The organism is Pseudomonas sp. FG43, assembly GCF_057809175.1.
The window spans coordinates 1-23,109 of record NZ_JBMDJL010000028.1; the positions used below are offsets into that span (position 1 = coordinate 1).

Annotated in this window: 24 protein-coding genes; 8 read left to right on the forward strand and 16 right to left on the reverse strand. The window is 56.9% G+C overall.

Features of this window, described 5'->3' with window-relative positions:
* Positions 1 to 1,645, reverse strand: a 1,645-nt coding sequence (locus tag ACODS3_RS24595) for a two-partner secretion domain-containing protein (RefSeq protein ID WP_489036676.1), incomplete at its 3' end; no start/stop codon positions are given.
* Between the two features lie 51 nt (positions 1,646 to 1,696).
* Positions 1,697 to 3,418 carry a ShlB/FhaC/HecB family hemolysin secretion/activation protein gene (locus ACODS3_RS24600; protein ID WP_489036678.1) on the reverse strand — a complete coding sequence of 574 codons (1,722 nt, stop codon included), beginning with the start codon at positions 3,416 to 3,418 and terminating at the stop codon, positions 1,697 to 1,699.
* Between the two features lie 360 nt (positions 3,419 to 3,778).
* On the opposite strand from ACODS3_RS24600, the gene ACODS3_RS24605 reads away from it, so the two are divergent.
* From ACODS3_RS24605 to ACODS3_RS24625, 5 genes are all read left to right on the forward strand, one after another.
* Entirely contained in the window at positions 3,779 to 4,666 is an 888-nt protein-coding gene (locus ACODS3_RS24605; RefSeq protein ID WP_304575871.1) for a manganese catalase family protein, read from the forward strand.
* A 139-nt stretch (positions 4,667 to 4,805) separates the two neighbouring features.
* On the forward strand, positions 4,806 to 5,099 hold the full coding sequence (locus ACODS3_RS24610; RefSeq protein ID WP_201006271.1) for a DUF6388 family protein: 294 nt from the start codon (positions 4,806 to 4,808) through the stop codon (positions 5,097 to 5,099).
* 30 nt (positions 5,100 to 5,129) lie between these two features.
* Positions 5,130 to 5,810: a class I SAM-dependent methyltransferase gene (locus tag ACODS3_RS24615; protein ID WP_489036680.1), complete on the forward strand. Its 681-nt coding sequence runs from the start codon at positions 5,130 to 5,132 to the stop codon at positions 5,808 to 5,810.
* 217 nt (positions 5,811 to 6,027) lie between these two features.
* Complete coding sequence (locus ACODS3_RS24620) at positions 6,028 to 6,717, forward strand: crotonase/enoyl-CoA hydratase family protein (protein ID WP_201019895.1); 690 nt, start codon at positions 6,028 to 6,030, stop codon at positions 6,715 to 6,717.
* Between the two features lie 137 nt (positions 6,718 to 6,854).
* Positions 6,855 to 7,826: a magnesium and cobalt transport protein CorA gene (locus ACODS3_RS24625; RefSeq protein ID WP_304575874.1), complete on the forward strand. Its 972-nt coding sequence runs from the start codon at positions 6,855 to 6,857 to the stop codon at positions 7,824 to 7,826.
* Between the two features lie 48 nt (positions 7,827 to 7,874).
* Here ACODS3_RS24625 and ACODS3_RS24630 read toward each other — a convergent pair whose 3' ends face one another.
* A complete protein-coding gene (locus ACODS3_RS24630; RefSeq protein ID WP_201006266.1) occupies positions 7,875 to 8,603 on the reverse strand; it encodes an amidotransferase in 729 nt (242 codons plus the stop codon).
* Positions 8,604 to 9,217: 614 nt separating this feature from the next.
* Between ACODS3_RS24630 and ACODS3_RS24635 the strand changes: the two genes are divergently transcribed.
* Positions 9,218 to 9,589, forward strand: coding sequence for a rhodanese-like domain-containing protein (locus ACODS3_RS24635; protein WP_201006264.1), 372 nt, complete (start codon positions 9,218 to 9,220; stop codon positions 9,587 to 9,589).
* 82 nt (positions 9,590 to 9,671) lie between these two features.
* Here ACODS3_RS24635 and ACODS3_RS24640 read toward each other — a convergent pair whose 3' ends face one another.
* From ACODS3_RS24640 to ACODS3_RS24675, 8 genes are all read right to left on the reverse strand, one after another.
* Positions 9,672 to 10,469, reverse strand: a complete 798-nt coding sequence (locus ACODS3_RS24640) for a transglutaminase family protein (protein WP_201019898.1) — start codon at positions 10,467 to 10,469, stop codon at positions 9,672 to 9,674.
* Entirely contained in the window at positions 10,466 to 11,422 is a 957-nt protein-coding gene (locus ACODS3_RS24645) for an alpha-E domain-containing protein (protein ID WP_201006262.1), read from the reverse strand. Before ACODS3_RS24645 ends, ACODS3_RS24640 begins: the two co-directional genes overlap by 4 nt.
* A gap of 12 nt (positions 11,423 to 11,434) precedes the next feature.
* Positions 11,435 to 12,844: a circularly permuted type 2 ATP-grasp protein gene (locus ACODS3_RS24650; protein ID WP_201006261.1), complete on the reverse strand. Its 1,410-nt coding sequence runs from the start codon at positions 12,842 to 12,844 to the stop codon at positions 11,435 to 11,437.
* 489 nt (positions 12,845 to 13,333) lie between these two features.
* Complete coding sequence (locus ACODS3_RS24655; protein ID WP_201006260.1) at positions 13,334 to 13,675, reverse strand: ribonuclease E inhibitor RraB; 342 nt, start codon at positions 13,673 to 13,675, stop codon at positions 13,334 to 13,336.
* A gap of 245 nt (positions 13,676 to 13,920) precedes the next feature.
* Complete coding sequence (locus tag ACODS3_RS24660; protein ID WP_201006259.1) at positions 13,921 to 14,157, reverse strand: hypothetical protein; 237 nt, start codon at positions 14,155 to 14,157, stop codon at positions 13,921 to 13,923.
* A 140-nt stretch (positions 14,158 to 14,297) separates the two neighbouring features.
* A complete protein-coding gene (locus tag ACODS3_RS24665) occupies positions 14,298 to 16,391 on the reverse strand; it encodes an LTA synthase family protein (RefSeq protein WP_489036685.1) in 2,094 nt (697 codons plus the stop codon).
* A 276-nt stretch (positions 16,392 to 16,667) separates the two neighbouring features.
* Positions 16,668 to 17,528 carry a polyamine aminopropyltransferase gene (gene speE / locus ACODS3_RS24670; protein ID WP_201019901.1) on the reverse strand — a complete coding sequence of 287 codons (861 nt, stop codon included), beginning with the start codon at positions 17,526 to 17,528 and terminating at the stop codon, positions 16,668 to 16,670.
* Positions 17,529 to 17,687: 159 nt separating this feature from the next.
* Positions 17,688 to 17,879 carry a PLDc N-terminal domain-containing protein gene (locus ACODS3_RS24675; RefSeq protein ID WP_201006255.1) on the reverse strand — a complete coding sequence of 64 codons (192 nt, stop codon included), beginning with the start codon at positions 17,877 to 17,879 and terminating at the stop codon, positions 17,688 to 17,690.
* 138 nt (positions 17,880 to 18,017) lie between these two features.
* On the opposite strand from ACODS3_RS24675, the gene ACODS3_RS24680 reads away from it, so the two are divergent.
* Positions 18,018 to 18,944 (forward strand): ZIP family metal transporter, encoded by a 927-nt coding sequence (locus ACODS3_RS24680; protein ID WP_201006254.1) that lies wholly within the window; start codon positions 18,018 to 18,020, stop codon positions 18,942 to 18,944.
* Here the strand turns inward: ACODS3_RS24680 and ACODS3_RS24685 are convergent.
* Complete coding sequence (locus ACODS3_RS24685; RefSeq protein ID WP_489036688.1) at positions 18,941 to 19,465, reverse strand: hypothetical protein; 525 nt, start codon at positions 19,463 to 19,465, stop codon at positions 18,941 to 18,943. The two genes, ACODS3_RS24680 and ACODS3_RS24685, sit on opposite strands and share 4 nt — an antisense overlap.
* Positions 19,466 to 19,553: 88 nt before the next feature.
* Positions 19,554 to 20,084: an ankyrin repeat domain-containing protein gene (locus tag ACODS3_RS24690; RefSeq protein ID WP_201019904.1), complete on the reverse strand. Its 531-nt coding sequence runs from the start codon at positions 20,082 to 20,084 to the stop codon at positions 19,554 to 19,556.
* Positions 20,085 to 20,415: 331 nt separating this feature from the next.
* Here ACODS3_RS24690 and ACODS3_RS24695 point away from each other — a divergent pair, with 331 nt between their 5' ends.
* The gene (locus ACODS3_RS24695) at positions 20,416 to 20,694 is read left to right on the forward strand and encodes a DUF3509 domain-containing protein (RefSeq protein ID WP_201006251.1); all 279 of its coding nucleotides are present in this window, start codon (positions 20,416 to 20,418) and stop codon (positions 20,692 to 20,694) included.
* Between the two features lie 96 nt (positions 20,695 to 20,790).
* Here the strand turns inward: ACODS3_RS24695 and ACODS3_RS24700 are convergent, their stop codons facing one another.
* From ACODS3_RS24700 to ACODS3_RS24710, 3 genes are all read right to left on the reverse strand, one after another.
* The gene (locus tag ACODS3_RS24700) at positions 20,791 to 21,513 is read right to left on the reverse strand and encodes a helix-turn-helix domain-containing protein (RefSeq protein ID WP_201006250.1); all 723 of its coding nucleotides are present in this window, start codon (positions 21,511 to 21,513) and stop codon (positions 20,791 to 20,793) included.
* A gap of 282 nt (positions 21,514 to 21,795) precedes the next feature.
* Entirely contained in the window at positions 21,796 to 22,470 is a 675-nt protein-coding gene (gene mtnC / locus ACODS3_RS24705) for an acireductone synthase (RefSeq protein ID WP_201019905.1), read from the reverse strand.
* A 67-nt stretch (positions 22,471 to 22,537) separates the two neighbouring features.
* Positions 22,538 to 23,083, reverse strand: a complete 546-nt coding sequence (locus ACODS3_RS24710) for a 1,2-dihydroxy-3-keto-5-methylthiopentene dioxygenase (RefSeq protein ID WP_201019907.1) — start codon at positions 23,081 to 23,083, stop codon at positions 22,538 to 22,540.
* Positions 23,084 to 23,109 lie beyond the last annotated feature (26 nt).

Consider the following 23,109-nt stretch of genomic DNA (forward strand, 5'->3'; position numbering starts at 1 on the left):
TCAGGCGACCGTCCTGGCTGTTGTTGAACGCGCCGGTGGTGACGGTCACGCCTTTACCCGCAATACGCCCGCTGAGGCTGTTGTCCAGGCGACCGCTGGTGAGGGTCAGGCTGGCATCGCTGAGGATTTCGCCGCCCTGGTTGACCACGGCGTCGGTGACGGTGAGGTTGGTAGTGCCGGTGCTGGTGATACTGCCCGCGGTGTTATCCAGTGAGTCGGCATTGATTGTCAGCGTTCCCGCGCTGGACATCAGGCCCTTCTGGCCGTTCGATACGTTGCTGGCCGTGACACTCACGTTGCCGCCCTGGCTCAGAATCCGGCCTGACTGGCGGTTATCCAGGGTCGTGGCGGTAATGCGGGTACTGGCCTGCCCGCTCAGGGTCGCGCCCTGGTTGTTGAAGGTCTGGGTGACGGTCGCCTGCACGGCACGGCTGGCGACAATGTTGCCGGTGTTGGTCAGGTTGCCTGCCGACAGCACCACATCGCCGGCGGCATTGCGGCTGTTATCAGCATTGACGCCCGCCTCGATGATCGCACTGTTGCTCAGGTGCCCGGTGCTGGACAGCGTGACGCTGTCCCGTGCGGCGATATTCTGCTGGATGGCCAGATCGCCCGGCGTCGTGATCGACAGCGACGAACCCGCATACAGCGGCCCGTTGACCTCGACCGCGTTGGCATTCACCGTCACCGCCCCGCTGGCCGCCGTCTGCACCATGCTCAACTGGCCATTGGCATCGATCTGGATATCACCGGCACTGGCCGCCATATTCCCCGCCAGCCTCACCCCTACACCGGCTTCGGTGCCCACCAGTTTCACGGCACCGGCATACATGCCGCCCAAGGCCGAGCTGTCGATGGCCAGTTGTGGTTTGGTGCTGCCGTCGTCCGCCAGCGCCGTGGCGTTCAGGGTCTGGGCATCAACGTCGTTGCGACCGGCAATGATGTTGAGCTTCTTGGCGTGCAGCTCGGCGTTGACCTTTGCGCTGCGGGTGATGATGTCGAACTGGTCGAGGTTGTCGGCATTGAGCCCCAGCCCCTCGATGGCCACGCTGCCGCCCTGGACGTTGAACCGCACCAGATTGCCGTTGCTATCCAGCACCGGCTTGCCGGTGGTCAGGGTCGCTTGCGGCGTATTGAGAAAACCGCAGCCATCACAGGTGATGCCGTACGGGTTGGCAACAATCACCCGCGCCGCCTGCCCCGCCACCTCGGTGTAGCCCTTGAGTTCGGTGCGGTTGTTGCTGACCACTTCGTTGAGAATCGTGGTCGCGGCCGCGCCTTGCAGGTTGCTGTTAGAGATGATGATCCCGCCCAGCTGGGTGTTCTGGGTCTGGGTGGGCGCCGTGGCATTGTTGAGGATCACCCCCTGGCTGCCGACGTTGTACTGCTGGAACTGGTTGTGTGACAGACCACTGGCATTCGGCGCCGCAATATTGACGATCGGCACCCCGTTGCCCGCAGCCCCGACGCTGGTGGAACCGCTGCTCACCACAATCCCGTCCGCCTGCGCCCACAGCGGCTGCCAGAACATGGCATTGGCCAGGATCAGCGCAATACCGCGCTTGGGCATCCCCCAGAAACGCTCACGCAGTTGCACACGGGCCGACGGTTGACGGGCCAGAAAGGCGAGATGCTTGGCGTCCATGCGGAGGTTTCCTGCGGGAGGTCAGAACGGTTGGTAAAGGGTCAGAAAGGCTTAGAAAAACAGTTCAAGCCGAAAGTAGATCGGTGCTTCCCGCTCGCTCAGCGCGGCAGGCCGCTCCAGCGAATGGGCGAAAGTCACGTTGGCGGCGAGGTATTTGCCGCGGGTGAACAACTCAACCGCACTGCTGGATACCCGACCGTTTTCACCTTCACTATTGGCGTCGTGACGGATGACGCCCTGGTCGTAAGACACGCTCATGCCGTATTGCTGGAGCACCGGCTGCAACCATTCCCAACCGACCGGTCGGGTCCAGCGCAGGTCGTTGCGCCAGTAGCCGCCGCTGTCGCCGGAAAGAAACTGCTCTTTATAGCCACGCACTGCGGATTGCCCGCTGATACTCAGGCGCTGGCTGTTGTAGAGCCGGTCTTCGCTGCGCTGGCCGGTGGCCAAGCTGTTGAAACTGAAGCTTTCACCCCACAGCTCGAAAGGCTGCTGATAGCTGAACGTTGCGGTGTATTTGCGGTAGCGGGCCGTGGGTTCATTGCCTGCAGGATGGCCATCGCCCATCGCATCCAGCGCACCGCTGCCTTGCTGGACGCCCAGTTCCAGGTTGGCAAATGCGCTGCCGATCAGCCGACCATGGGCGATGCCGAACTGCGTCTCGGTAATACGCTGAGAGCCAATCGCCAGTTCGCTGTCTTCCACAAAACTGCGAGTGCGCAGGTGGCTGATGCCAGCATTCACGGATGTCTTGCCACGGGCATCGCGCTGAATCACCCGATCGACGCGCAACTGATGGGCCTGGCTTTCACCGGTGAACTTGAAGTCGATCCCGGCACCTTGCCCCAGGGTTCGGTATTCACTGTCGTTGTAGGAGTAACTGAAATTCCACCAGCCCCACGGCAGGTTGTAACTGAACATGCTGCTGTAGGAGCTGCGTTGATGGTCAGTGACAGCGTCGCGCCCGCCACGCAGGCTTAACTGGTCGGCCAGCCCCAGCGGGCTGTCCCATTCGAAGCCCGCGCCCCACTGCTGTTCGCCAGTGCTTTTCTGACCGTTGTTATGACGGGCCAGAGAGGTGCGCCAGGGTTTCTGAGGCGTGTTTTTCACCAGCACATCGCTGCCGCCCACGGCCTGCCCCGGCGTCAGTTCCATCTTCGCCTGATTGGACGGCAGACGATTGAGCTGATCGACCATCTGCTCGATTTCACGCAGGTTCAGCACTTCGCTTTCACGCCCCGGAAACGTCATTTCCAGCTCGCGCGGGGTCAGGCCACTGCCTTCCTCGCTACGCAGTTTCTCCAGCTTGCCCTCGACCACCAGCACTTCGAGATGGCCCTTGGAAAGATCCTGTTGCGGCAGATAGGCGCGGGTAGTAACCCATCCCTTGTCGATATAGTGATCGGTGACGGCCTTGAGCACGTCGTTGAGTTGAGCGACGCCCAGGCACTCACCCAGAAAAGGCTTGAGCAAGGCATCGCGCTCACCGCCCGACAACGAGTCGGCGCCCTTGAGTTCAATGACGTCGATCTTGAAACAGCGCGTATCGACTGGCGCCTCGGGAGCTTGCGGGGCTGGCTGGGCACCGGGCAATTCCTTGAGTTCTTCCAGGCGACGGCGTTGCTCTTCGAGTAGACGATCCTGACGATCGCGGATCAGGTCCTGCTCACCGGGGTTGGGAGCGGCCAGGGAAGCCAAGGGGGTTACAGCGAGGAGGACAAGCAGAGCTGCCCTTGATGCGGAGGAATGCACGGTGCGTCCTTGCAATATCATATCGATATCAAATTCGGCGCGATTGTAGTTTGACATTAGAATGGCGTCAATTTTTTGTATCGACCGCGTATCGGGTTTGTTACGCCCGTATTTTCCTCCTTATCCAGAGCCTTCCCTCTTCCCTCATTACATGCAAGGAATCCCTTCGGCAGGAAGAAGCGATGGCGAAATGGCTGCCGCACAGAACCCTTTTTTCCTGAAACAACAGCTCATCAGCAACCTTGAACTATTCATCATGTTCCGCCCATCGCAGTAAACGAATAAACAAAGAATCTTTAGTCTCCAGGCCTCCTCAGAACTTATGCCTGCGCCATTGCCCGAAGTGGCAAACGCGCAAAAACCTGAGCTGAGGAAAACCCGATGTTTTTACATAACAAAAGACTTCAGTACACCGTACGTGTCGCCGAGCCCAATCCCGGCCTTGCCAATCTTCTGCTGGAGCAGTTCGGTGGCGCACAAGGCGAACTGGCGGCAGCAGCCCGTTACTTCACGCAAGCGCTGGCCGAAGAGGATGCAGGACGTAAAGACCTGCTGATGGACATTGCCACGGAAGAACTGAGCCACCTGGAAATCGTCGGCTCGATCATCGTCATGCTCAACCGGGGCGCGAAAGGACAGATGGCCGAAGGCGTGCAGGAAGAGGGTGAGTTGTATCGCAGCATCAATGGCGCGGGTAACGACTCGCACATCACCAGTGTGCTTTATGGTGGCGGTGCTCCACTGGTCAACTCTGCGGGCGTTCCATGGACGGCCGCCTACGTCGATTCGATCACCGAACCCACCGCTGACTTCCGCTCCAACATTGCCGCCGAAGCTCGCGCCAAGATCGTGTATGAGCGCCTGCTGAATGTTGTCGACGATCCTGGTATCAAGGAGGCACTTGGCTTCCTGATGACACGCGAGATCGCTCACCAGAAGTCATTTGAAAAAGCACTGCACTCGATCCAGCCCAACTTCCCGCAAGGCAAGTTGCCCGGCATGCCGGAGTTCACCCGCACCTACTTCAACATGTCCAGTGGCGAGCCGAACCTTCGCGGGCCATGGAACAGTGATGAAGAGTTCGAGTATGTCGAAAATCCACACCCCGCTGTTGACGGTGGCGATGGCACTGCATCGGTGACACTCAATGAAGAGGATGCATTGACCCTGACCATGATGAAAGAACGCACCAAGTCCGATCCTGACGCCGACCCGCTTACTGCGGCGGAGCTGGGATCAGGTCTGCTGCAGGGTAAAGAATCACTTTGAATCCGGCGGGCTGGCGTAACACCGTTATTCAGCAGTGCCAGCACTGGCAGCGTTTGAAATGTTCCCTCACAATCTCGCCGTCTCGCCAGGCCTGCTCCCCGCAAGCCTGGCCACCCCATTGAGTTTGAGGAAACCCGGCATGAATGCACTTGAGTGGAACGAAGCCGCCCTGGCGAAATACCTCTCTACCCATCCGACCTTGCAGGATGAAATCAAGAACCTCAGCCCCGAAGAGCAAAAGCAGCAAGCGCAGTGGGCGTTCGAGGATGAAGCCGAGGATCAGGGCATAGAGCCTTGGGAACTGGCTTTGCAATTGATTGCCGAAACCCCGGAACAACTCAAGAGCATGCGCCTTGAAGCCCACGCACAGGTGGCCGAAGCCCTGGGCATGGACTGGGACGAGTATTGCGAACTGAACGAAATCGAACAGTAATCCCGGGCCTGTACAAGGAATAGAAGTGCCATGAACCATTCTTCCGAAGCGGGCGCAGCCGTTTACTCTCCCCTGACCCTGAAACTCTATGACTGGTGGGTCCTGGGGGTTTCCAATCGTTTTGCCTGGCAGTGCTCGACGACGCAGGTATTGCAGCCGTTCTTCAATCGCCATGTCGGCGCACGCCATCTGGATGTAGGAGTCGGCACCGGCTATTACCTGGCCAATGCCGATCTGCCCATCAGTACCGAAGTCACCTTGCTGGACCTCAACAGCAGCAGCCTGGAAGCCGCACGCCAGCGCTTCGGGCGGCCGGGCATCCGGGTAATCCGCCACGATGTGTTCAAGCCGTTCGAACCCGAACATGAGACAGGGTTTGACTCGATCTCTCTGTTCTATCTGCTGCACTGCCTGCCCGGAACCATGAGCGACAAGGCGCAGGTCTTCGCCAACCTCAAGACCCGCCTGAAAGATGACGGTGTGCTGTTCGGCGCAACCATTCTGGGCGACGAAGCCGGGCACAACGGGTTTGGTCGCAAGCTGATGGACGTCTATAACAAGAAAGGCATCTTCGGTAATCGCAGTGATAGCGTTGCCGGTCTGCGTAACGCTCTGGCTCAGCATTTCAGTGAGGTGACGGTCGAGGTGACGGGAAAAGTGGCACTGTTTACGGCCAGATCGCCTCTCATCAAACAAGACGTAACCCAATGAATTAAATCGTGTTTCCGTGGGAGCGAATTCATTCGTGAAGGTGCCCGTACATCCGAAGAGAATCTATCGCCTAGAATGACGCCTCGCGAATGAATTCACTCCTACCGGCTTGCTTCGTGGATGACCTCACAATCCGTTCATGACCGATCAGTCAGCGCTTTACCTGATGGTTGCAGCTGAGTAACGTCTGCGCATCTCAACAAGAAGGAATAGCGCCATGAGTGATCTGATCTCGTACCAACTGGACGATGGTATTGCCACGCTGACTCTCAACAACGGCAAGGTCAACGCCATTTCGCCGGATGTGATTGCCGCATTCAATGCCGCGCTGGATCAGGCCGAGACAGATCGTGCCGTGGTGATCGTCACCGGGCAACCGGGCATCCTATCGGGCGGCTATGACCTCAAGGTCATGACTTCCAGTGCCGAGGCGGCTATCGGCCTGGTAGCCCAGGGTTCGACTCTGGCGCGTCGCATGCTGGCTCACCCCTTCCCCATCATTGTTGCGTGCCCGGGTCATGCCGTGGCCAAAGGTGCTTTTCTGCTGTTGTCAGCCGATTACCGGATCGGTGTCGAAGGCCCCTTCAATATCGGCCTCAATGAGGTACAGATCGGCATGACCATGCACCATGTCGGCATCGAACTGGCACGTGACCGCCTGAGCAAGTCCGCCTTTCATCGCTCGGTAATCAACGCCGAGATATTCGACCCCAGAGGCGCGCTGGACGCGGGTTTTCTGGACAAGGTGGTCAGCGTCGACGAGCTGCTGGCAACCGCCCGCGCCGCTGCCGTGCAGTTGAAAAAGATCAACATGAATGCCCACAGGAAAACCAAGCTGAAAGCCAGAAAGGCGCTGCTCGATACATTGGATGCCGCGATAGAACTCGATAAGCAGCATTCGCTCTAAGCATGGCGTTCGACAGATATGAAGCCCGCCCATGCGGGCTTTTTATTATCTGCGGACTCATGAGCGTTTGGTTAAGCTCACCCTGGCGCAATCCTTTTTGCATCACTGCCACTCCTTGAAAAAGAAGCGATACCGATATGGGCCGAGTTGTTGCAGCAGCGGTTTACAGCAAAGGCAAGAAAGTCAGCAATATCACCCTTGAAGAAGGCGCGGCCTGGGCAGCCAAACCTGAGCATTTTGTCTGGATAGGGCTGGAGCAGCCCACCCCACAGGAGCTGGAAAGTCTTAAAAAGCAATTCAACCTGCATGAACTGGCCATTGAAGATGCGCTGGAAGTCCATAGCCGCCCGAAACTTGAAACTTTCGGCGATGCGCTGTTTATCGTCACTTACGCCCCCGTGCGGGAAAACGGCAGGCTGCAATTCATCGAAACCCATATCTTCGCCGGCAAGGGCTACATCATCACTTCGCGAAATGGGCACTCCAAGTCCTATGGCATCGTGCGCCAGCGTTGTGAGGCCAGGCCATTGCTGCTGGAGCATGGCGAAGACTTCGTGCTCTATGCCCTGCTGGACTTTGTGACCGAGAGCTATCAGCCGGTCACCGAAGCCATTCATGCCGAGCTGGAAGAGCTGGAGCAAAACGTCCTCGGCGGCATCCTGAATGAATCCTATATCCACCGCATTCACAGCCTGCGTCGCGACCTGCTGCGCCTCAGGCGTTATGTGTCGCCAATGGTGGAAGTCGGTGAGGAATTGCAAAAGCTGAGTTTTCCCTTCATCGACAAGAACATGCGCCCGTACTTTCGTGACGTGGAGATTCACGTCAAACGGCAAATGGAAGACCTGGCCAATCTGCGTGATATCGCCAGCCAGACCATTGAGATCGGTTTGTTGCTGGAGTCGTCACGACAAAGCATCGTGCAACGCAAGTTCGCGGCCTGGGCGGCCATTCTGGCGTTTCCGACCGCTGTCGCGGGGATCTACGGGATGAACTTCGAGAATATGCCGGAGTTGACCTGGCACTACGGCTACTTCGCAGTATTGGGGGTGATCGTGGGAGGCTGCACGGCCTTGTTCAGCAGCTTCAAGCGCTCGGGCTGGCTGTAAGGGCAAAGTGCTCCCGGCGTCTGGTATCGCGCCGGGAGCACTCAGGCTTCAAGCCACACTCTGGCCCGGTTTGTGGGCCACAAAGCGCGTAATCCACTCGGCTACCGTTGTGCCGTGGTGCTCATGCTCCAGGCTGTCCAGGCCCTTGCGATAAACCTGCTCGCCCAGTGTCTGCTGGCGAAGGTCCAGCAAGGAGCGGGAAAATTCATGGATGAACTCGGGGTGCCCCTGAAAGCACAGGACCTGATGGTTGATGTGATAAGCCGCGTACTGGCAGAAATCGCTGGAAGCGATGACCGTGGCATTTTCCGGCAATGCCGTGACTTGATCCTGATGGCTGATCAGCAGCGTCAGCTTGTCCATCGACGGAGTCATCCAGGGCTCAGAAGAAGCCAGTTGATAATGATGAATGCCCACTCCCCAGCCCTGGCTGGCACGCTCGGTCTTGCCACCCAGCAATAGCGCCAGCAACTGGTGCCCGAAACAGATCCCCAAAAGCTTGTCGCCCCGCTCATACAACTTGAGCAGATAGGCCTTGAGCGTCTGAATCCAGGGGTCGCTGCCAAATGAGTCGGCCTTGCTGCCGGTCACCAGATAGGCATCGAAGCGCTCGTCTTCGGGTGGATAAATGCCCTGCACCACGTTGTAGACACTGAGCTGTACGGCAAACGGTTGGCGCGCAAACAATAACTCGAACATCCGCCCATAACCCTGATATTGCTCAACCAACTCCGGGCGCAGGATGTCGGTTTCCAGAATGCAGATGCGTAACGACATAAAAAAGGACCTGAAACAGTAAAAGGGCAATAGCGCACTGGCAAAGCCTGCCTTGAATTGCACGATCAAAGCAAGAAGCCAGTATCTGCACGGCCCCCACCTGGTATCGCTCGCAGGACATACCTTGGCCGGACGAACGGTAGCAGGCTAACGACGCTCCCTCAAAGCCTCTAGCCAAGGCCTGACCATATTATCAGCAGTTCCTAAATAACCTTTAATCAGAAATTATCAGACTTAAATATCAAATAGTTCTAAGCCATATGCAATGCGGCCTCTAAGGTTAAATCTGTAACAGGAAGGCGCGATAAAAATACATCCAGCGTCAGGTCAGCGGCCATGTGGCCGGGACCACCTGTTCATAAGCACCACCTTTGCCAGCTGCCCGATTTCGTAATTGATGAATCCGGTGAGCTTTTGTCGCTCAGGAATAACAACAAAAGGCAGTCAGCCATGTTCAAGCATTCAAAGATACGTCAGGCGGGACTTATTGTATTCGCGACCACTCTTCTCTTGATCCTGCCGAATCTGAACAGGTTGTTCGGCTGATTCAGGATGCGCTACCGAACCGTCCTTATCTGTGCCAATCTTCCTGTTAAATGCCGGGAGATGGACTTATGCGCCAATGGATAGCAATGGGTATTCTGGCTTGCAGCTTCGCGGTGCAGGCTGGTGAAGTAGAACAGGCCGCCGCCGTGGCCGCCTTGAAGGAAGGGAAACTGGCAGTGGATGTGCGCAGCCAGACCGAATACGACGCTGGCACCGTACTCAATGCGGTTCGGGTCGAAGATGCACGCTTGGTCAACCAACTGAAACAGGTGCTCACCGACCGCAACTCTGTGTTCGTCATTTTCAGCAGCAGCAGTGAAAAAGCGAGCAAGGCGCAGGACAAACTCAGACAGGCGGGTTACTTCAGTGTCATCAACGGCGGCAATTATGAAGAGCTGCATAATGCGCTGTATGACATTACCGATGATCCGGCGGAATAACTGCTTGCGCCAACAGCTTACCTGTCATGAATCAGGCGAGCGTGTGGGAGCGAATTCATTCGCTCCCACAGCGGTTTGAAGCTTACTGGTGCTGCACCTGAACCTGTGTCGAGACTGACACCTTGGCGTGCATCTGCTCGTAACCCCCACCACGACGCATGCCACGTACCGGGCAGGCATCCAGATAATCCAGGCCGACTGCCAGTTTCAGGTGGCGTGCCGGAATGGCGAGAGTGTTGGTGACGTCAAAGCTGTACCAGCCATCGTCGATCCAGGCCTCGGCCCAGGCATGACTGGACAGGTGATCCTTGTCTTCGCTGTACAGATAACCGGAGACATAACGTGCCGGAACGCCAAGACTACGGGCGCACGCCAGGAATGCATGGGTGTGGTCCTGGCAGACGCCTGAACGACCGGCAAACGCCTGAACCGCGCTGGTATCGACTTCCGTCGCCCCCGGCGTGTAGACGATGTGCTGATTCAGCGCCTGCATGAGATCGATCAGCCCCGTACGATCAGTACGCTTGCTGCTCTCCTTGGCTGCAAATGCGCGCATGGCCTCGTCCGCTTCGGTCAGACGGGTAAAGCGCAGAAACGGCAGCGCCGACTGGCTTTCGTATTCGGACTCACGGGTTTCATCGATTTCAACCTGACCGCGGGCGCCAATGATGATCGATTCATGGGGCTCGTCCAGGCTCAGCACATGCAGGATGTTGCCAAACGGATCGATCTGCGCGCGCACCGGACGCGGCAGGCTCAACTGCCAGCTCAGAACCTGCTGACGCTCGCTGTCATGGGGAGTCAGGCGCAGATACTGGATGCTGGCCCGAACCTGATCATCATAGTGATAGGTGGTCTCGTGGCTAATTGAGAGTCTCATGCAGCCTCCAGATATGAAGTGTGGATGGCATCACCCAGTTGGGCCACCAGGGGAATGAATTCGTTCAACCACTCATGCAGGCCTTCAGCCAGGATCTCGTCGATGCTGGTATAGCGCAGGCGTGCATCCATTTCCGCCGCCAGACGCTGTGCCGGTCGGCCATTGGCGCCCGGCAGGCTGGCGAGGATCAGGTCCAACTCTTCCAGGCAGGCCCGCAAGGAACGCGGAATGTCGGCACGCAATAGCAATAGCTCGGCAACATGGCGCGCACCCGGCGCGTCCCGGTACAGCTCGGTATAGGCCTCGAAGGACGACAAGGCGCGCAACAAGGCGCTCCACTGGTAGTAACCGGCTGCCGAGTTATCCGCCGCCGCGTTGGCCTGCGGCCCACGCAACTCAAGCATTTCATAACGTGCATCGAGCATGCGCATGGTGTTGTCGGCACGCTCGATGAAGGTGCCCAGGCGAATGAAACGGAACGCATCGTTACGCATGATGGTGCCGTAGGTCGCGCCACGAAACAGGTGGGAACGCTCCTTCACCCACTCGCAGAAATGGCTCATGCCATAGCGCGCCAGCCCTTGCTCGGCGATCCCGCGAATCTCCAGCCAGGTGGAGTTGATGTTCTCCCACATGTCAGCGGTAATTCGTCCGCGCACCGCATGGGCACTGGCCCGTGCTGCGCCAAGACAGCTGTAGATGCTGGCCGGGTTGGTTGCATCAAGGGCAAAGAAGTGCAGCATGCGCTCGGCATGCAAGGCGCCATGACGCTCCACATAAGCATCCAGGGTTCCGGTGATCAGCAGCGGCATGGCAATTTCATCCAGCCCGCCGCGCCCGTCCTGGGGCATCAATGACAGCGAATAACTCACGTCCATCATTCGGGCGAGGTTCTCCGCTCGCTCCAGGTAACGCGACATCCAGAAAAGATCCGAGGCAGTTCTACTTAGCATTGGCAGGTATCCTTAATCCTCGACCACCCAGGTGTCCTTGGTTCCACCACCTTGCGACGAGTTCACCACCAGCGAGCCTTCACGCAGCGCTACTCGGGTAAGCCCGCCAGGCACGACGCGGGTTTCGCGGCCGGAGAGGACAAATGGGCGCAAGTCGATATGTCGCGGGGCGATGCCGTTCTCGACGAAGGTCGGACAGGTCGACAGGGACAAGGTCGGTTGGGCGATATAAGCGTGTGGCTTGGCTTTGAGACGGGCACGGAACGATTCGATTTCAGCAGCACTTGCCGCAGGACCGACCAGCATTCCGTAACCACCGGAGCCCTGGGTTTCCTTGACCACCAGATCACCCAGATTGGCCAGCACATGGGACAGCTCTTCAGGCTTGCGGCACTGCCAGGTCGGCACGTTCTTGAGGATCGGCTCTTCATCCAGATAGAAACGGATCATGTCTGTGACATATGGATAAATCGACTTGTCGTCGGCCACCCCGGTGCCGATGGCATTGGCCAGGACCACATTGCCGGAACGATAGGCCGACAGCAGGCCCGGAACACCCAGCATCGAATCGGGGTTGAAGGCCAGCGGATCGAGGAAGGCATCGTCCAGACGGCGGTAGATCACATCAACGGCTTTCGGGCCGTCGGTGGTGCGCATGAAGACACGATCATCACGGACGAAAAGGTCAGCCCCTTCCACCAGTTCAACGCCCATCTCCCGCGCCAGAAAGGCGTGCTCGAAAAATGCGCTGTTGAAACGACCAGGCGTCAGGACCACAACGCTTGGGTTGTCCAGATGGCTCGAACTCTTGAGCGTGTCGAGCAACAGGTTCGGGTAGTGATCGATCGGTGCAATGCGTTGCGCGGCGAACAGCTCCGGGAACAGGCGCATCATCATCTTGCGATCTTCGAGCATGTAGCTCACGCCACTCGGGGTGCGCAGGTTGTCTTCAAGCACGTAATAAGTGCCATCGCCATCGCGCACCAGATCGACCCCGGAGATGTGCGAGTACAGATCACGATGCAGATTCAGACCTTGCATTGCCAACTGGTATTGCTCGTTGGCCAGGACCTGCTCGGCAGGAATGATGCCCGCCTTGATGATCCGTTGATCGTGATACAGGTCGGCGAGAAACATGTTCAACGCCTTGACGCGCTGAATGCAGCCGCGCTCCACAACCCGCCATTCACTGGCAGGAATGCTGCGCGGGATCGTATCGAAGGGGATCAACCTTTCGGTCCCCTGCTCGTCACCATAGAGCGTGAACGTGATCCCGGCGCGATGAAACAATAGATCGGCTTCACGCCGGCGTTGAGCCAGAAGCTCAGGAGGCGTATCCCCCAACCAGCGGGCAAATTCCCGATAATGCGGGCGGACCTGACCGCCAGCGTCGTACATCTCGTCATAAAAGGTGCGGATCATGCCGTACTCCTTGTCACCATGGACATCAGGGCCTTCGCAAGGCCCGTGCCATCGGCATAAACGCTTTAATATCAACAACTTATGTAAAACAAGAACATCCAGCGCACCATTCCTGTGCAATAAACGCCCCAGTCAATTCTCCTACGCCTCATTCGGAAGCGTCAGTCACTCGCGAAATCTATCACCAGCATAGTCAGTGTTGATTTGATGGTGAGATATTAGTTCGCCACAATCACCAGCACCGAGCAAACAAAGGCCCGAATGCCTGTTTCACGTTTTTTTCTGGAAATATGTCAGCACCTGCGCCCTCGCGCCTTTATAACCGGACTTCCCTTCAAGCCACTCCATTGAGTGGCTTTTTTTTGACCATCGAATTTACTTCAGTGGGCTTTCGCGAATGAATTCGCTCCTGCCACCAGCACCCAAAAACAAGACCGGCCAATTGCAGAGTGCTCCGCAATTGGCCGGTCGTGACTGGATCGAGATGATTCATGCGTGCAGTCTTCTGATCTCCGCTGTGACCCCCCATCCTTCAACTTCACCGTCCATCGGTGAAATCACGCTCTGGAAGTCTTGCTCAAAGTCTCCGATCCCGTCGTACGTGGCATACATGACCTTGCTCAATTGCAAGTGCCACGCACCGTCGTCACGCACGTTGATCTGGGTATTGATGGATTCACCACGAAACTGTCCTGCTGCCTGCCGCGCCCTTTCCTCATCCGGGAATACGGCATAGAACTCGATGGGGTAACTGCGTGCAAAATCAAAACCGCCTTCTTTCATGCGGCGCAGTACGTTACTGCTGATGTCCTCTTGATAGGCTGTGCTCATGAAACGTCCTCCTATGCAACGATAGATAGAGTTTCAACTCTTCCAGAACGACCACCTTGGCGGGGGTCGCCACACGACAGTTAATCCGAAGTGGGGAATCAAGCATGAAGCTGACCAAACCGAGCCTGTGACAGCTCGGGTTTCGACATGGAGAGGCCGACGTATCGGCCTCGTTTGCAGAGTAGACCCATCTCGGGTCGGCTGCCAAGTGCCTGACACAACAAGTCTTTGCGTGTGTAAATGAATCAGATTACTTCTGTAATGGAAATGATCTGGACACTGTTGTGATCCTTGAGGGTTTTCACTGTGGGCTCCTCGGTTCTCCCCTCCAGATCATTGAGGTTCAGTTCATCGGTGACCGGAAACAGAATGGGACGCAGAAGACGTGCCGCAGCCTCCTCGCTCGGGCGCTCCAGTGAATCAATATCATGACGTTGCTGTACACCATCTTTATCGATATATGAAATGGCCCACTGTCTCATCGATGTCTCCAGAACAAAGCCAGAACGCTGGCCTACATGATCTGGACCTTTTGCCAACGGCATTCGTTCAAGAAAAATGCAGGTAAAAAGAAAGGCCCTCGCAACCAGTGCAGAGGGCCTTCGTTCATGACAGCAAAAGATCAGTTAGGGTTCTTGCTGGCCTCTACCCCGGCAGTGTTATCCAGAAGGCTCTTGGTGGCTGTCTGCAGGAAGCTTTCCAGCTTCTGCTTGAGCTCGGCCGTGTCCGGAGCATCGGGAACCACTTCGGCATGCGGGTTGGCGCCCAGTGTGTAGGTCATGACCTTGGCAGGCATTTCCGTTGGTTCGATCAGGATACGGTTGCCATGGATGATAGCCACCACCTGCTCGCTGCCCGACGGTTTGATCACACCAAAACCCTTGTCGCCTTCAGGCAGGTTAAGCAGGTCGCGTCCCCAGCACTGGTTGCGGGTCTGACCGCCCAGGCGCCCCATGATGGTCGGAACCACATCGACCTGAGTGCCCACGATACTGCTGCGCTGGCCGAACTTCTCCTGCACGCCCGGCCCGATCAGCAGCAATGGCACGTTGAAACGGCCAAGGTCCATTTCGGTCAGTTGCATCTTGTTGCCAAAACCATGGTCGCCCAGTACCACGAACAGGGTGTTCTTGAAGTAAGGCTCTTTCTTGGCCTTCTCGAAGAATTGTCCCAGCGCCCAGTCGGAATAGCGCATGGCGGTCAAATGCTCATCCAGCGTGCCATGCCCGGTGACACGCTCCACCGGCAGGTTTTCCGGCAAGGCATAAGGCGTGTGGTTGGACAGGGTTTGCAGCAAGGCATAGAACGGCTTGCCATTCTGGCGGGCTTTCAGCTCCTCGGCACCACGGTCGAACATGTCCTGATCGGACACACCCCAGGTCGGGTCGGAGAACACCGGGTTGACGAAGTCTTCACGGCCGACAAAGTTGGTCATGCCCTGATTGCTGAAGAAGCCCGACTGGTTGTCCCAGGCAAAGTTGCCGTTATAGACATAGACGTCATCGTAGTTGCGTCCTGTGCTGAGCAACTGCGGCAGGCCCGACAGCTTGTGGCTGCCTTCGGGAGTCTGCATCAGGTACTCGAAGCCCGGCAGGTTCGGGAAGCACGCCATGGTGGCAAACATGCCCTGGTGGGTATGGGTACCGTTGGAGAAGAAGTGGTCGAACAACAGACCTTCCTTGGACAGTTTGTCGAAGTAAGGCGTGATGTTGGCCTTGTCGCCCAGAGCACCGACCGAGTGGCCAGCGAAGCTTTCCATCAGGATCACCACCACGTTACGGATCGGCAACGTGTTTTCCGCTGGCGGAGTGAAGTCTCGGCGTACGGCAGCAGTATTCGGATCAATAAGCCGGTCATGGGGGGTCAACAGCATGTCGCGCACGACCTGCTGCGCCTCAGGCTGAGGCAAAGTGGCTTTCCAGATATTGTCGCGGTCTTCGGACATGCGGCTTTTCGCGGCGGTAATCAGCGTCAACGTACCGTTCAAGCCCAACTGGTTGACGAAGTTCGACTCCGTTGTATAAGCATCGCCCCAACGCAGCGGCGGGCCTTGACGCAAGGTGCCACGAGCAGAAATGACTGCGATGACCAGCACGATGAAGAAGACAACGATGCGCAGGTACCAGGGAGCAATCGAGCGATTGCTGCCACTGCTGACACTGAATTCGCGACGAGGGCGCGTCACGCGGTCAATCCCCTTGAACACCAGGCTCAACAACCAGGTGACCAGCGCCCACGCCAGCAGATAACGCACCACCGGGAAACCGTACCAGAGCATGCTCAGCACAGTCTTGGGGTCTTCCTTGACGTACTGGAACACCAGACCGTTCAGACGCTGGTGGAATTCACGGTAGAAGTCCATCTCCATCAGGCCGAAGAACAGCGTGATGCTGCCGACCAGTGTCAGCCAGAACCGGAAGAAGCCCCGCGCAGACATGGCCCTGACACTGAACAGCGACAGCATCAGAGGAATGAGCAGATAGACCGTCAGACGCAGGTCGAAGCGCATGCCGTTGAACAGTGCTTCGATAAAGGTCGATGCCGGCGTATCACCAATCATTTCACGGTTGTAGACCAGCAGCCCGATACGCAGCAGGGTGTACATCACCATCAAGGCCAGGCCGCTGAGCAGCGTGTAGGCCAGATGTGATTTGACAGTGGGGTGTTGCAGGCGGGACAAAGCTTGCCGATGAATCTGGGCGTCCGTGTTAGCCATTTTTGTCAGGATCCGGTGGATTCAGGAATTGAGTTCGGATATGCGATACCTGCCGATCCGAAAGAGGAGGCAGCGCATGGGGGGCTGATATTACGTGATTGCCGTGTTTTTAGCGCTTATCAGAGCGTGGCACTGAATAATCGCGCGCCATTTTCGACAAAAGGGTGTGAAAAATTTGTTGCGCGTCGCAGGCAACCGATGTGAGCGGTGCCGCAATCCTTGCCACGCGGGCATGACCTTCAAGGATTCAGGTCATGCCCATGCCTGAAGAAAACCTCAGTCGTTGCTGGGTTTGTTCACGGCTTGCAGCACGTATTGTGGCAAGGCGAAAGCACCGATATGGATTTCCGGGTTGTAATAGCGAGTAACAATACCGCTACCGACAAAGCGCTGGCGCAGGGTTTCCAGCGGCAGTTTGCGATAGGTGGTGTTGGTCGAGCCCCATGCGAAGGTCATTGCGCCACCGATATAGGTGGGGATTGCCGCCTGATAGAAATGCCAGTCCGCAAACAGGCCATTCATGCGACCAGCCGTGGTCTGCACACCGCTCAACTGCATGAACGGCGTGCCGTTCTGAGTGACCAGGATGCCGTTTTCGTTCAGGCAGCGATGACAGGCCTGATAGAAGTTCTCCGAGAACAGGACTTCACCCGGACCGATCGGGTCGGTGGAGTCGGAAATGATCACGTCGAACTTCTCTTCGGTGGTCGCGACGAAACGCATGCCGTCATCGATCACCAGGTTCAGACGAGAATCCTCGAAAGCACCGCTGGAGTGGCCAGGCAGGAATTCCTTGCACATTTCCACTACGGTGGCATCGATCTCGACCATGGTGATGTGCTCGACGCTCAGGTGCTTGGCGACTTCACGCAGCATGCCGCCGTCGCCACCACCGATGATCAGCACACGCTTGGCAGCACCATGAGCCAGGATCGGCACGTGGGTCAGCATTTCGTGGTAGATGAATTCATCAGCTTCGGTGGTCTGGATTACGCCATCGAGGGCCATTACGCGCCCCATCCGCGGATTCTGGAAAATCACCAGATGCTGATGCTCGGTACGGACTTCATGCAGCATTTTTTCCATACGAAAGCGCTGGCCATAGCCTTCGTACAACGTTTCCTGATAATCGCTCATGGGTAAGCTCCCGCTAAAGACTGATGACAGGACGGCCGACCGCCCACAAGAAAGGCGCGCATTCTACGTTGCGAAAGATGACAGGTCGAACCTCATCACTGCATAACGACAAACGAGTCCATGCGCAGGAGCGAATTCATTCGCTCCTGCCCGGTTGCCTCAGATACGAACATTACCGCGAGGGCCGGCAATCGCCCAGATAATCAGCCCCAATACCGGAAGCAGTAGAATCAACAGCACCCAGACGATTTTCATACCGGTGCTCACGCTGCTTTTCAGTACATTGATGATGGCCCAGATATCCAGGGCCAGAATGATCAAGCCGATCAGGCTATTGAAAGTTGAACCCATGATGTAGCTCCTGTGCAGACTGTGTAAGTAATGACTCCATAGAGAATAGTCAGCCCCATTGAACCAACGGCACATTTCCATGCTCGGAAACTGAGTCCGCTATCCTTTGAATCATTGTTTTCAGACAGGTCGCCTTTCATGCAAACACCCTTGCAACCCCGAACGCTATGGGCAACGTGGTCAGCTCAACTCCAGACCAGCCCGTTGGTAAGCCTGGGATTCCTTCTGGCGCTGGTCATCGTTATTGGCCTGGGTGCCGCCAGTCTTTATAACGCCTTCTTCGGCACCAACCAGAGCAATCTGGCCTACGCCTTGATAGGCGGCACGGCGGGCTTCGGGGCGACGGCGCTGGGTGCGGTAATGGCTGTCGCGTTCCGTAATATCAGCCAGCGGACTCAGGACATCATGCTCGGGTTTGCCGCCGGAATGATGCTGGCAGCCAGTTCCTTTTCGCTGATTCTGCCCGGGCTGGCCGCTGCGCGCGACATCACCGGCAACGGCCCGCTCGCCGCCGCCACCGTGGTGACAGGGCTGGGGCTTGGCGTGCTGCTGATGCTGGGGCTGGATCGATTCACGCCCCATGAGCACGAAAGCGTAGGCCGACAAGGGCCGAATGCCGACCGTATCAACCGGGTCTGGCTGTTCGTGCTGGCAATCACCCTGCACAACCTGCCGGAAGGCATGGCCATTGGTGTCAGTTTTGCCGGCGGCGACATGAATGTCGGCCTGCCCCTGACCACCGCGATTGCCATCCAGGATATTCCCGAAGGGCTGGCAATTGCCCTGGCGTTGCGGGCAACCGGCCTATCGGCGTTCAAAGCCATGCTGGTGGCGATTGGTTCAGGCCTGATGGAGCCCCTGGGCTCAGTGGTTGGCCTGGGGATTTCCAGCGGCTTTGCGATTGCTTACCCGCTGAGCCTGGGTCTGGCGGCAGGTGCCATGATTTTCGTGGTTTCACACGAAGTCATACCCGAAACCCACCGCAATGGTCACCAGACCTCTGCAACCCTGGGCTTGATGCTGGGCTTCGGGGTGATGATGTTTCTGGATACCGCCCTGGGTTAGGCTTTGGCTTTAAGTACCTGCAATGAAGACGCGGCATGGATGCCGGCAACTGCGGCCAGTTCAAGCACTCGCGCCTCATCACAGCCGTAGACCAATACCGCCTGCAACTCATCATCCAGCGGCTGACTGAAATACATGAGCACATAGCCGCCCATTTCCTTGTTCATGCTGCTCAGCTGGATCTGGATACGATTGAGCGCAGTCAGCGCTTCTACCTTGGCCAGTTGCCTGGGCTTGATATTGAAGGAGACGTCCTTGCCGAACGACTGGACGATCTGCTCGAACAGGTCCATGTAGGTGTCTGCCTGAAACAATACGGTTTCCGGCAGGCTGCCCACTACCACCCACTCACCCAGGGGAATGGGAAACGTATCGTCGTAGTTGATATCGGGGTTGGAAACCAGAAATGCCTCGGGGTCCGCGTAAGCCTGAGCGGCTTCGGCAGCGATGCCTGCAATCTCGTCTTCCCCCATGCAGCCCGAACTGATTTTGCTGATTAATTCAATGAGGGAGTCTTTCATGAAGGGGCGATCCTGATAGAGGCAAAAAACGAGGCGCGCAGGATAGCGGGAAACGCTGCACACCTCTATCGATTCAGGACCAGAGCCCTCAAACGCCCAGCCTGCTCAACTGCCCGGCGGTTTCTGTCGCCCCCATTGCCTGAGCAGCACCCAGTGCATTGACGCCCTTGGCATCGCGGGCATGGGGGTTGGCACCCTTGCCGATCAGGTAGTCGACGATTTCAGTGCGATTGAACATCGCCGCCATCATCAACGCTGTCCGACCGTCTGCCGAAGCGCCCTCCACGTCCGCGCCAGACTCGACCAGGAGTTTGACGACCGCCAGATCCCCCTTGAACGCGGCACCGGCAATCGGGCTCTGGCCATTGTCGTTACGGATTTCCGGATCAGCCTTGTGATCGAGCAATACACGCACGGCATCCTGCTGACCGTAATAACTGGCGAGCATCAGCAATGTATCGCCCTTGTGATTGCGCAGATTGGCAGGCAGGCCTTTTTCCAGCAGCCGGCCCAGCATCTGCGCATCGCCCTGTCGAGCGACCTCGAACACCTGCTCGGCGAACTCGGCAGCTTCGTCATGGGTCATGGTTTTCGGGGTATTGGTGTTTGAATCAGTCATGTGTCACTCCCTGGCGCAAGGTTACGAGAACCCGATATCACTTGCGGCACTCGATACAATGACCGCAAGTCTTGCCAGCCGTGCCCTTTGGGTCAAGCTATATGCCCGATAGGAAAATATTGCGCGTGCTCTTGCACGGCGAGAGGCTTCGTCGGCAACCAGCAAAATGCAGGATGCCCGATGGCCATTCATGCAAATTGCACGAAGCATGAAAACCGTAATATTTACAAGCTGTTGATTTTAAAGGAATTTAATAAAGACCAAACCATGGCATGGACACTGCAATAGTACTCACAAGCTTGTTATCCCATGAGCAATGGAGCCGCTAGACATGTCTTTTATCCAAGAAAAATTCGCTTCCGTATTCTCCAGCTATACCGTTACTGCCCAGCCTCGCCCGGACGGTGGTGTGCTCTTGTCTCTGCGCGATAACGAAGGCAAACAGATTCGACGCTCCATCTCCTATGCCCAGTTGCACACACCGGTTCAGCTTGAGTGGGTCATCAGCGCCATTCGCCGTGACCTGGCAGCACAAGCCAGTGAATTACCCGCAATCTCGATGCTGCAAAGCCAGCACCGTTTTGACTTGCCGACTTACCATACCCGCTGACAGACCGTATCACCCTGCCGCCGACTGCTGTCGGCGGCCACCTCCTCCCTTGTTATCCGCGAAACATTATTGCTTTCGCGGTTTTTTTTGCCTGTCTCATTTGATCAAGCCACGGCACAGAGCCTCCCCTACCGCCTGAGCGCGGTTGGCAACCCCCAGCTTGCTGTAGATCATCTTGAAGTGATACTTGATCGTGGCCTCGGACACTTCGCGGATCAAGGCGATTTCCCAGGCGGTCTTGCCATCGCGCGCCCATTGCAGGATTTCCAGTTCCTTGCCGGTCAAACCATGGGATCGAAACCGGGTTCCCCTGCCGACCATATGCAGCACCGGCACCAGACTGCTCAGCAAGTACCGGTCCTCGGTTGTAGTACCCCGTTGCATCGCACTCAACGTACACACCGACGTCACGCCACTGACACCTCGGCAATGGCTGGAGTAAGCGTAGGACAAGGCTGGCATCAATTGGCAGGCATCAACCGCTGCGCTATAGCAATCAGGGGCCTGATACTGTTTGAACGCCTCTCGCCAGTCGAGAAAACCCAGCGCATTGCGATAACAACGGATAACCGGATCTTCCGTCAGCATGCGGCGGTTTCGATAGATATCTCCCCAGGTATCATCGACATTGGAAGTGATGAACGTCAGCAATAACGAGCCCTTGAACTGGTAGAACATCGCTCGCTCACAGCGGCATTCATGCCTGAGCCACTGAAGTGCATTTGCGATAGCCACCTGGCCATCGTCCTCGGTAATGCTACTGACCATCTGCTGTATCAATAAACCCATCGTTGTATTTACTGTCCTGGCACTGCACATCGCTGCCGCTCCTATTGCGCCCCCTCTCTAATGCACAGCTGTTTTTTGATTAATCAGGGGGAATGGCCGCCAGAACTTACACGAATAATTGCGTTTAAAAACGAGGGGTAAAACAAACAGGATTTATGCACAAAAAGACAGGCACGGGCCTACCTGAAAGCAAGATCGGGATTACAGATAAGGAAGGAATGATGGCCATAGGAGCGAACTCATTCGCGAGAAGACGGTACATCCAGAGAAAATGCATCGTCTGGAATACCGTCTTCGCGAATGAATTAGTTCCTACGGGGCAATCATGGCAAAGCTGGCCACTGACTCATGCCCCGGCAGCTCACCGCCAGCGCGTACCAGCCCGCATGTCGCCATACCCGCAGCCTGGGCGGCATCGAGTTCTTCGACGATGTCCGACAGAAACAGGATCTCCTCGGCCGGGCAGCCGATGCTGGCGGTGATGGTGCGATAGGATTGCTCTTCGCGCTTGGGGCCGGACGTGGTGTCGAAATAGCCACTGAACAGGCCGGACAGATCGCCCGCCTCCGAACAGCCGAAAATCAGTTTCTGAGCCTGAATCGAGCCGGAAGAATAAACATAAAGTTTATAACCCTCCTGATGCCAGCGCTTGAGCGCTTCGACCGCATCCGGGTAGACATGACCCTTGAGTTGCCCGGCGTTATAGCCCTGTTCCCAGACCATGCCTTGCAAGGCCTTGAGGGGTGTGGCCTTGCGGTCTTGGGCAATCCAGTCGAGAAGAATGTCGATCACCCGCTCTACATCGGCATCAGGTTCGTTGCTTTCCTGGCGTACAGCCTGCAATTGAGCGGCTACCGAAGGTGTATCCGACTGCTGGCGGACAAAATCGGGTAAATGTTTTGCTGCAAACGGGAACAGCACATCGAACACGAAACTTACAGCACTGGTCGTGCCTTCGATATCCGTGAGGATAACTTTGATGGGCATCAGGGATAGGCTCCTAGTTTTGAGCCATTGAGGCCGCGAGCAAGCGCGCTCCTCAATGCGTCATTTATCAATCATCCAGCCGTGGAAAACGACCGGCGATATCTTCACCGGTGAAATTCGCCACCCAGCCTTCCGGGTTGTTGAACAGGCGAATGGCGACGAAGTGCGGGTTTTCGCCCATGTCGAACCAGTGCCGGGTTCCGGCGGGTACCGAGATCAGGTCGTTTTTTTCGCACAGCACGGCATACACGTAATCATCGATATGTAGCGTGAACAGGCCACGCCCGGCGACAAAGAAACGTACTTCGTCTTCGCCGTGGCGGTGTTCTTCAAGGAACTTGGCGCGCAGTTCGGCCTTCTGCGGGTGATCGCTGTTGAGGCTGACCACATCGACGGTGATATAACCGCGCTCGGTCATGAGCCTGTCGATCTGCGTGCGATAGGCACTGATCACTTCTTCCTGGCTGGCGCCCGGCGTAATCGGCGCAGCCGCCTGCCAACGATCGAACGCAACGCCGTGCTCGGCCAGGGTCGAAGCGATATCTTCCAGGTTGGTCAGAACCTTGTTGGGCACTTCAGGGCTGGATACGTGGTAAACGGACAGGCAGCTCATGATGTAAATTCCTCGGCTGGAAACAG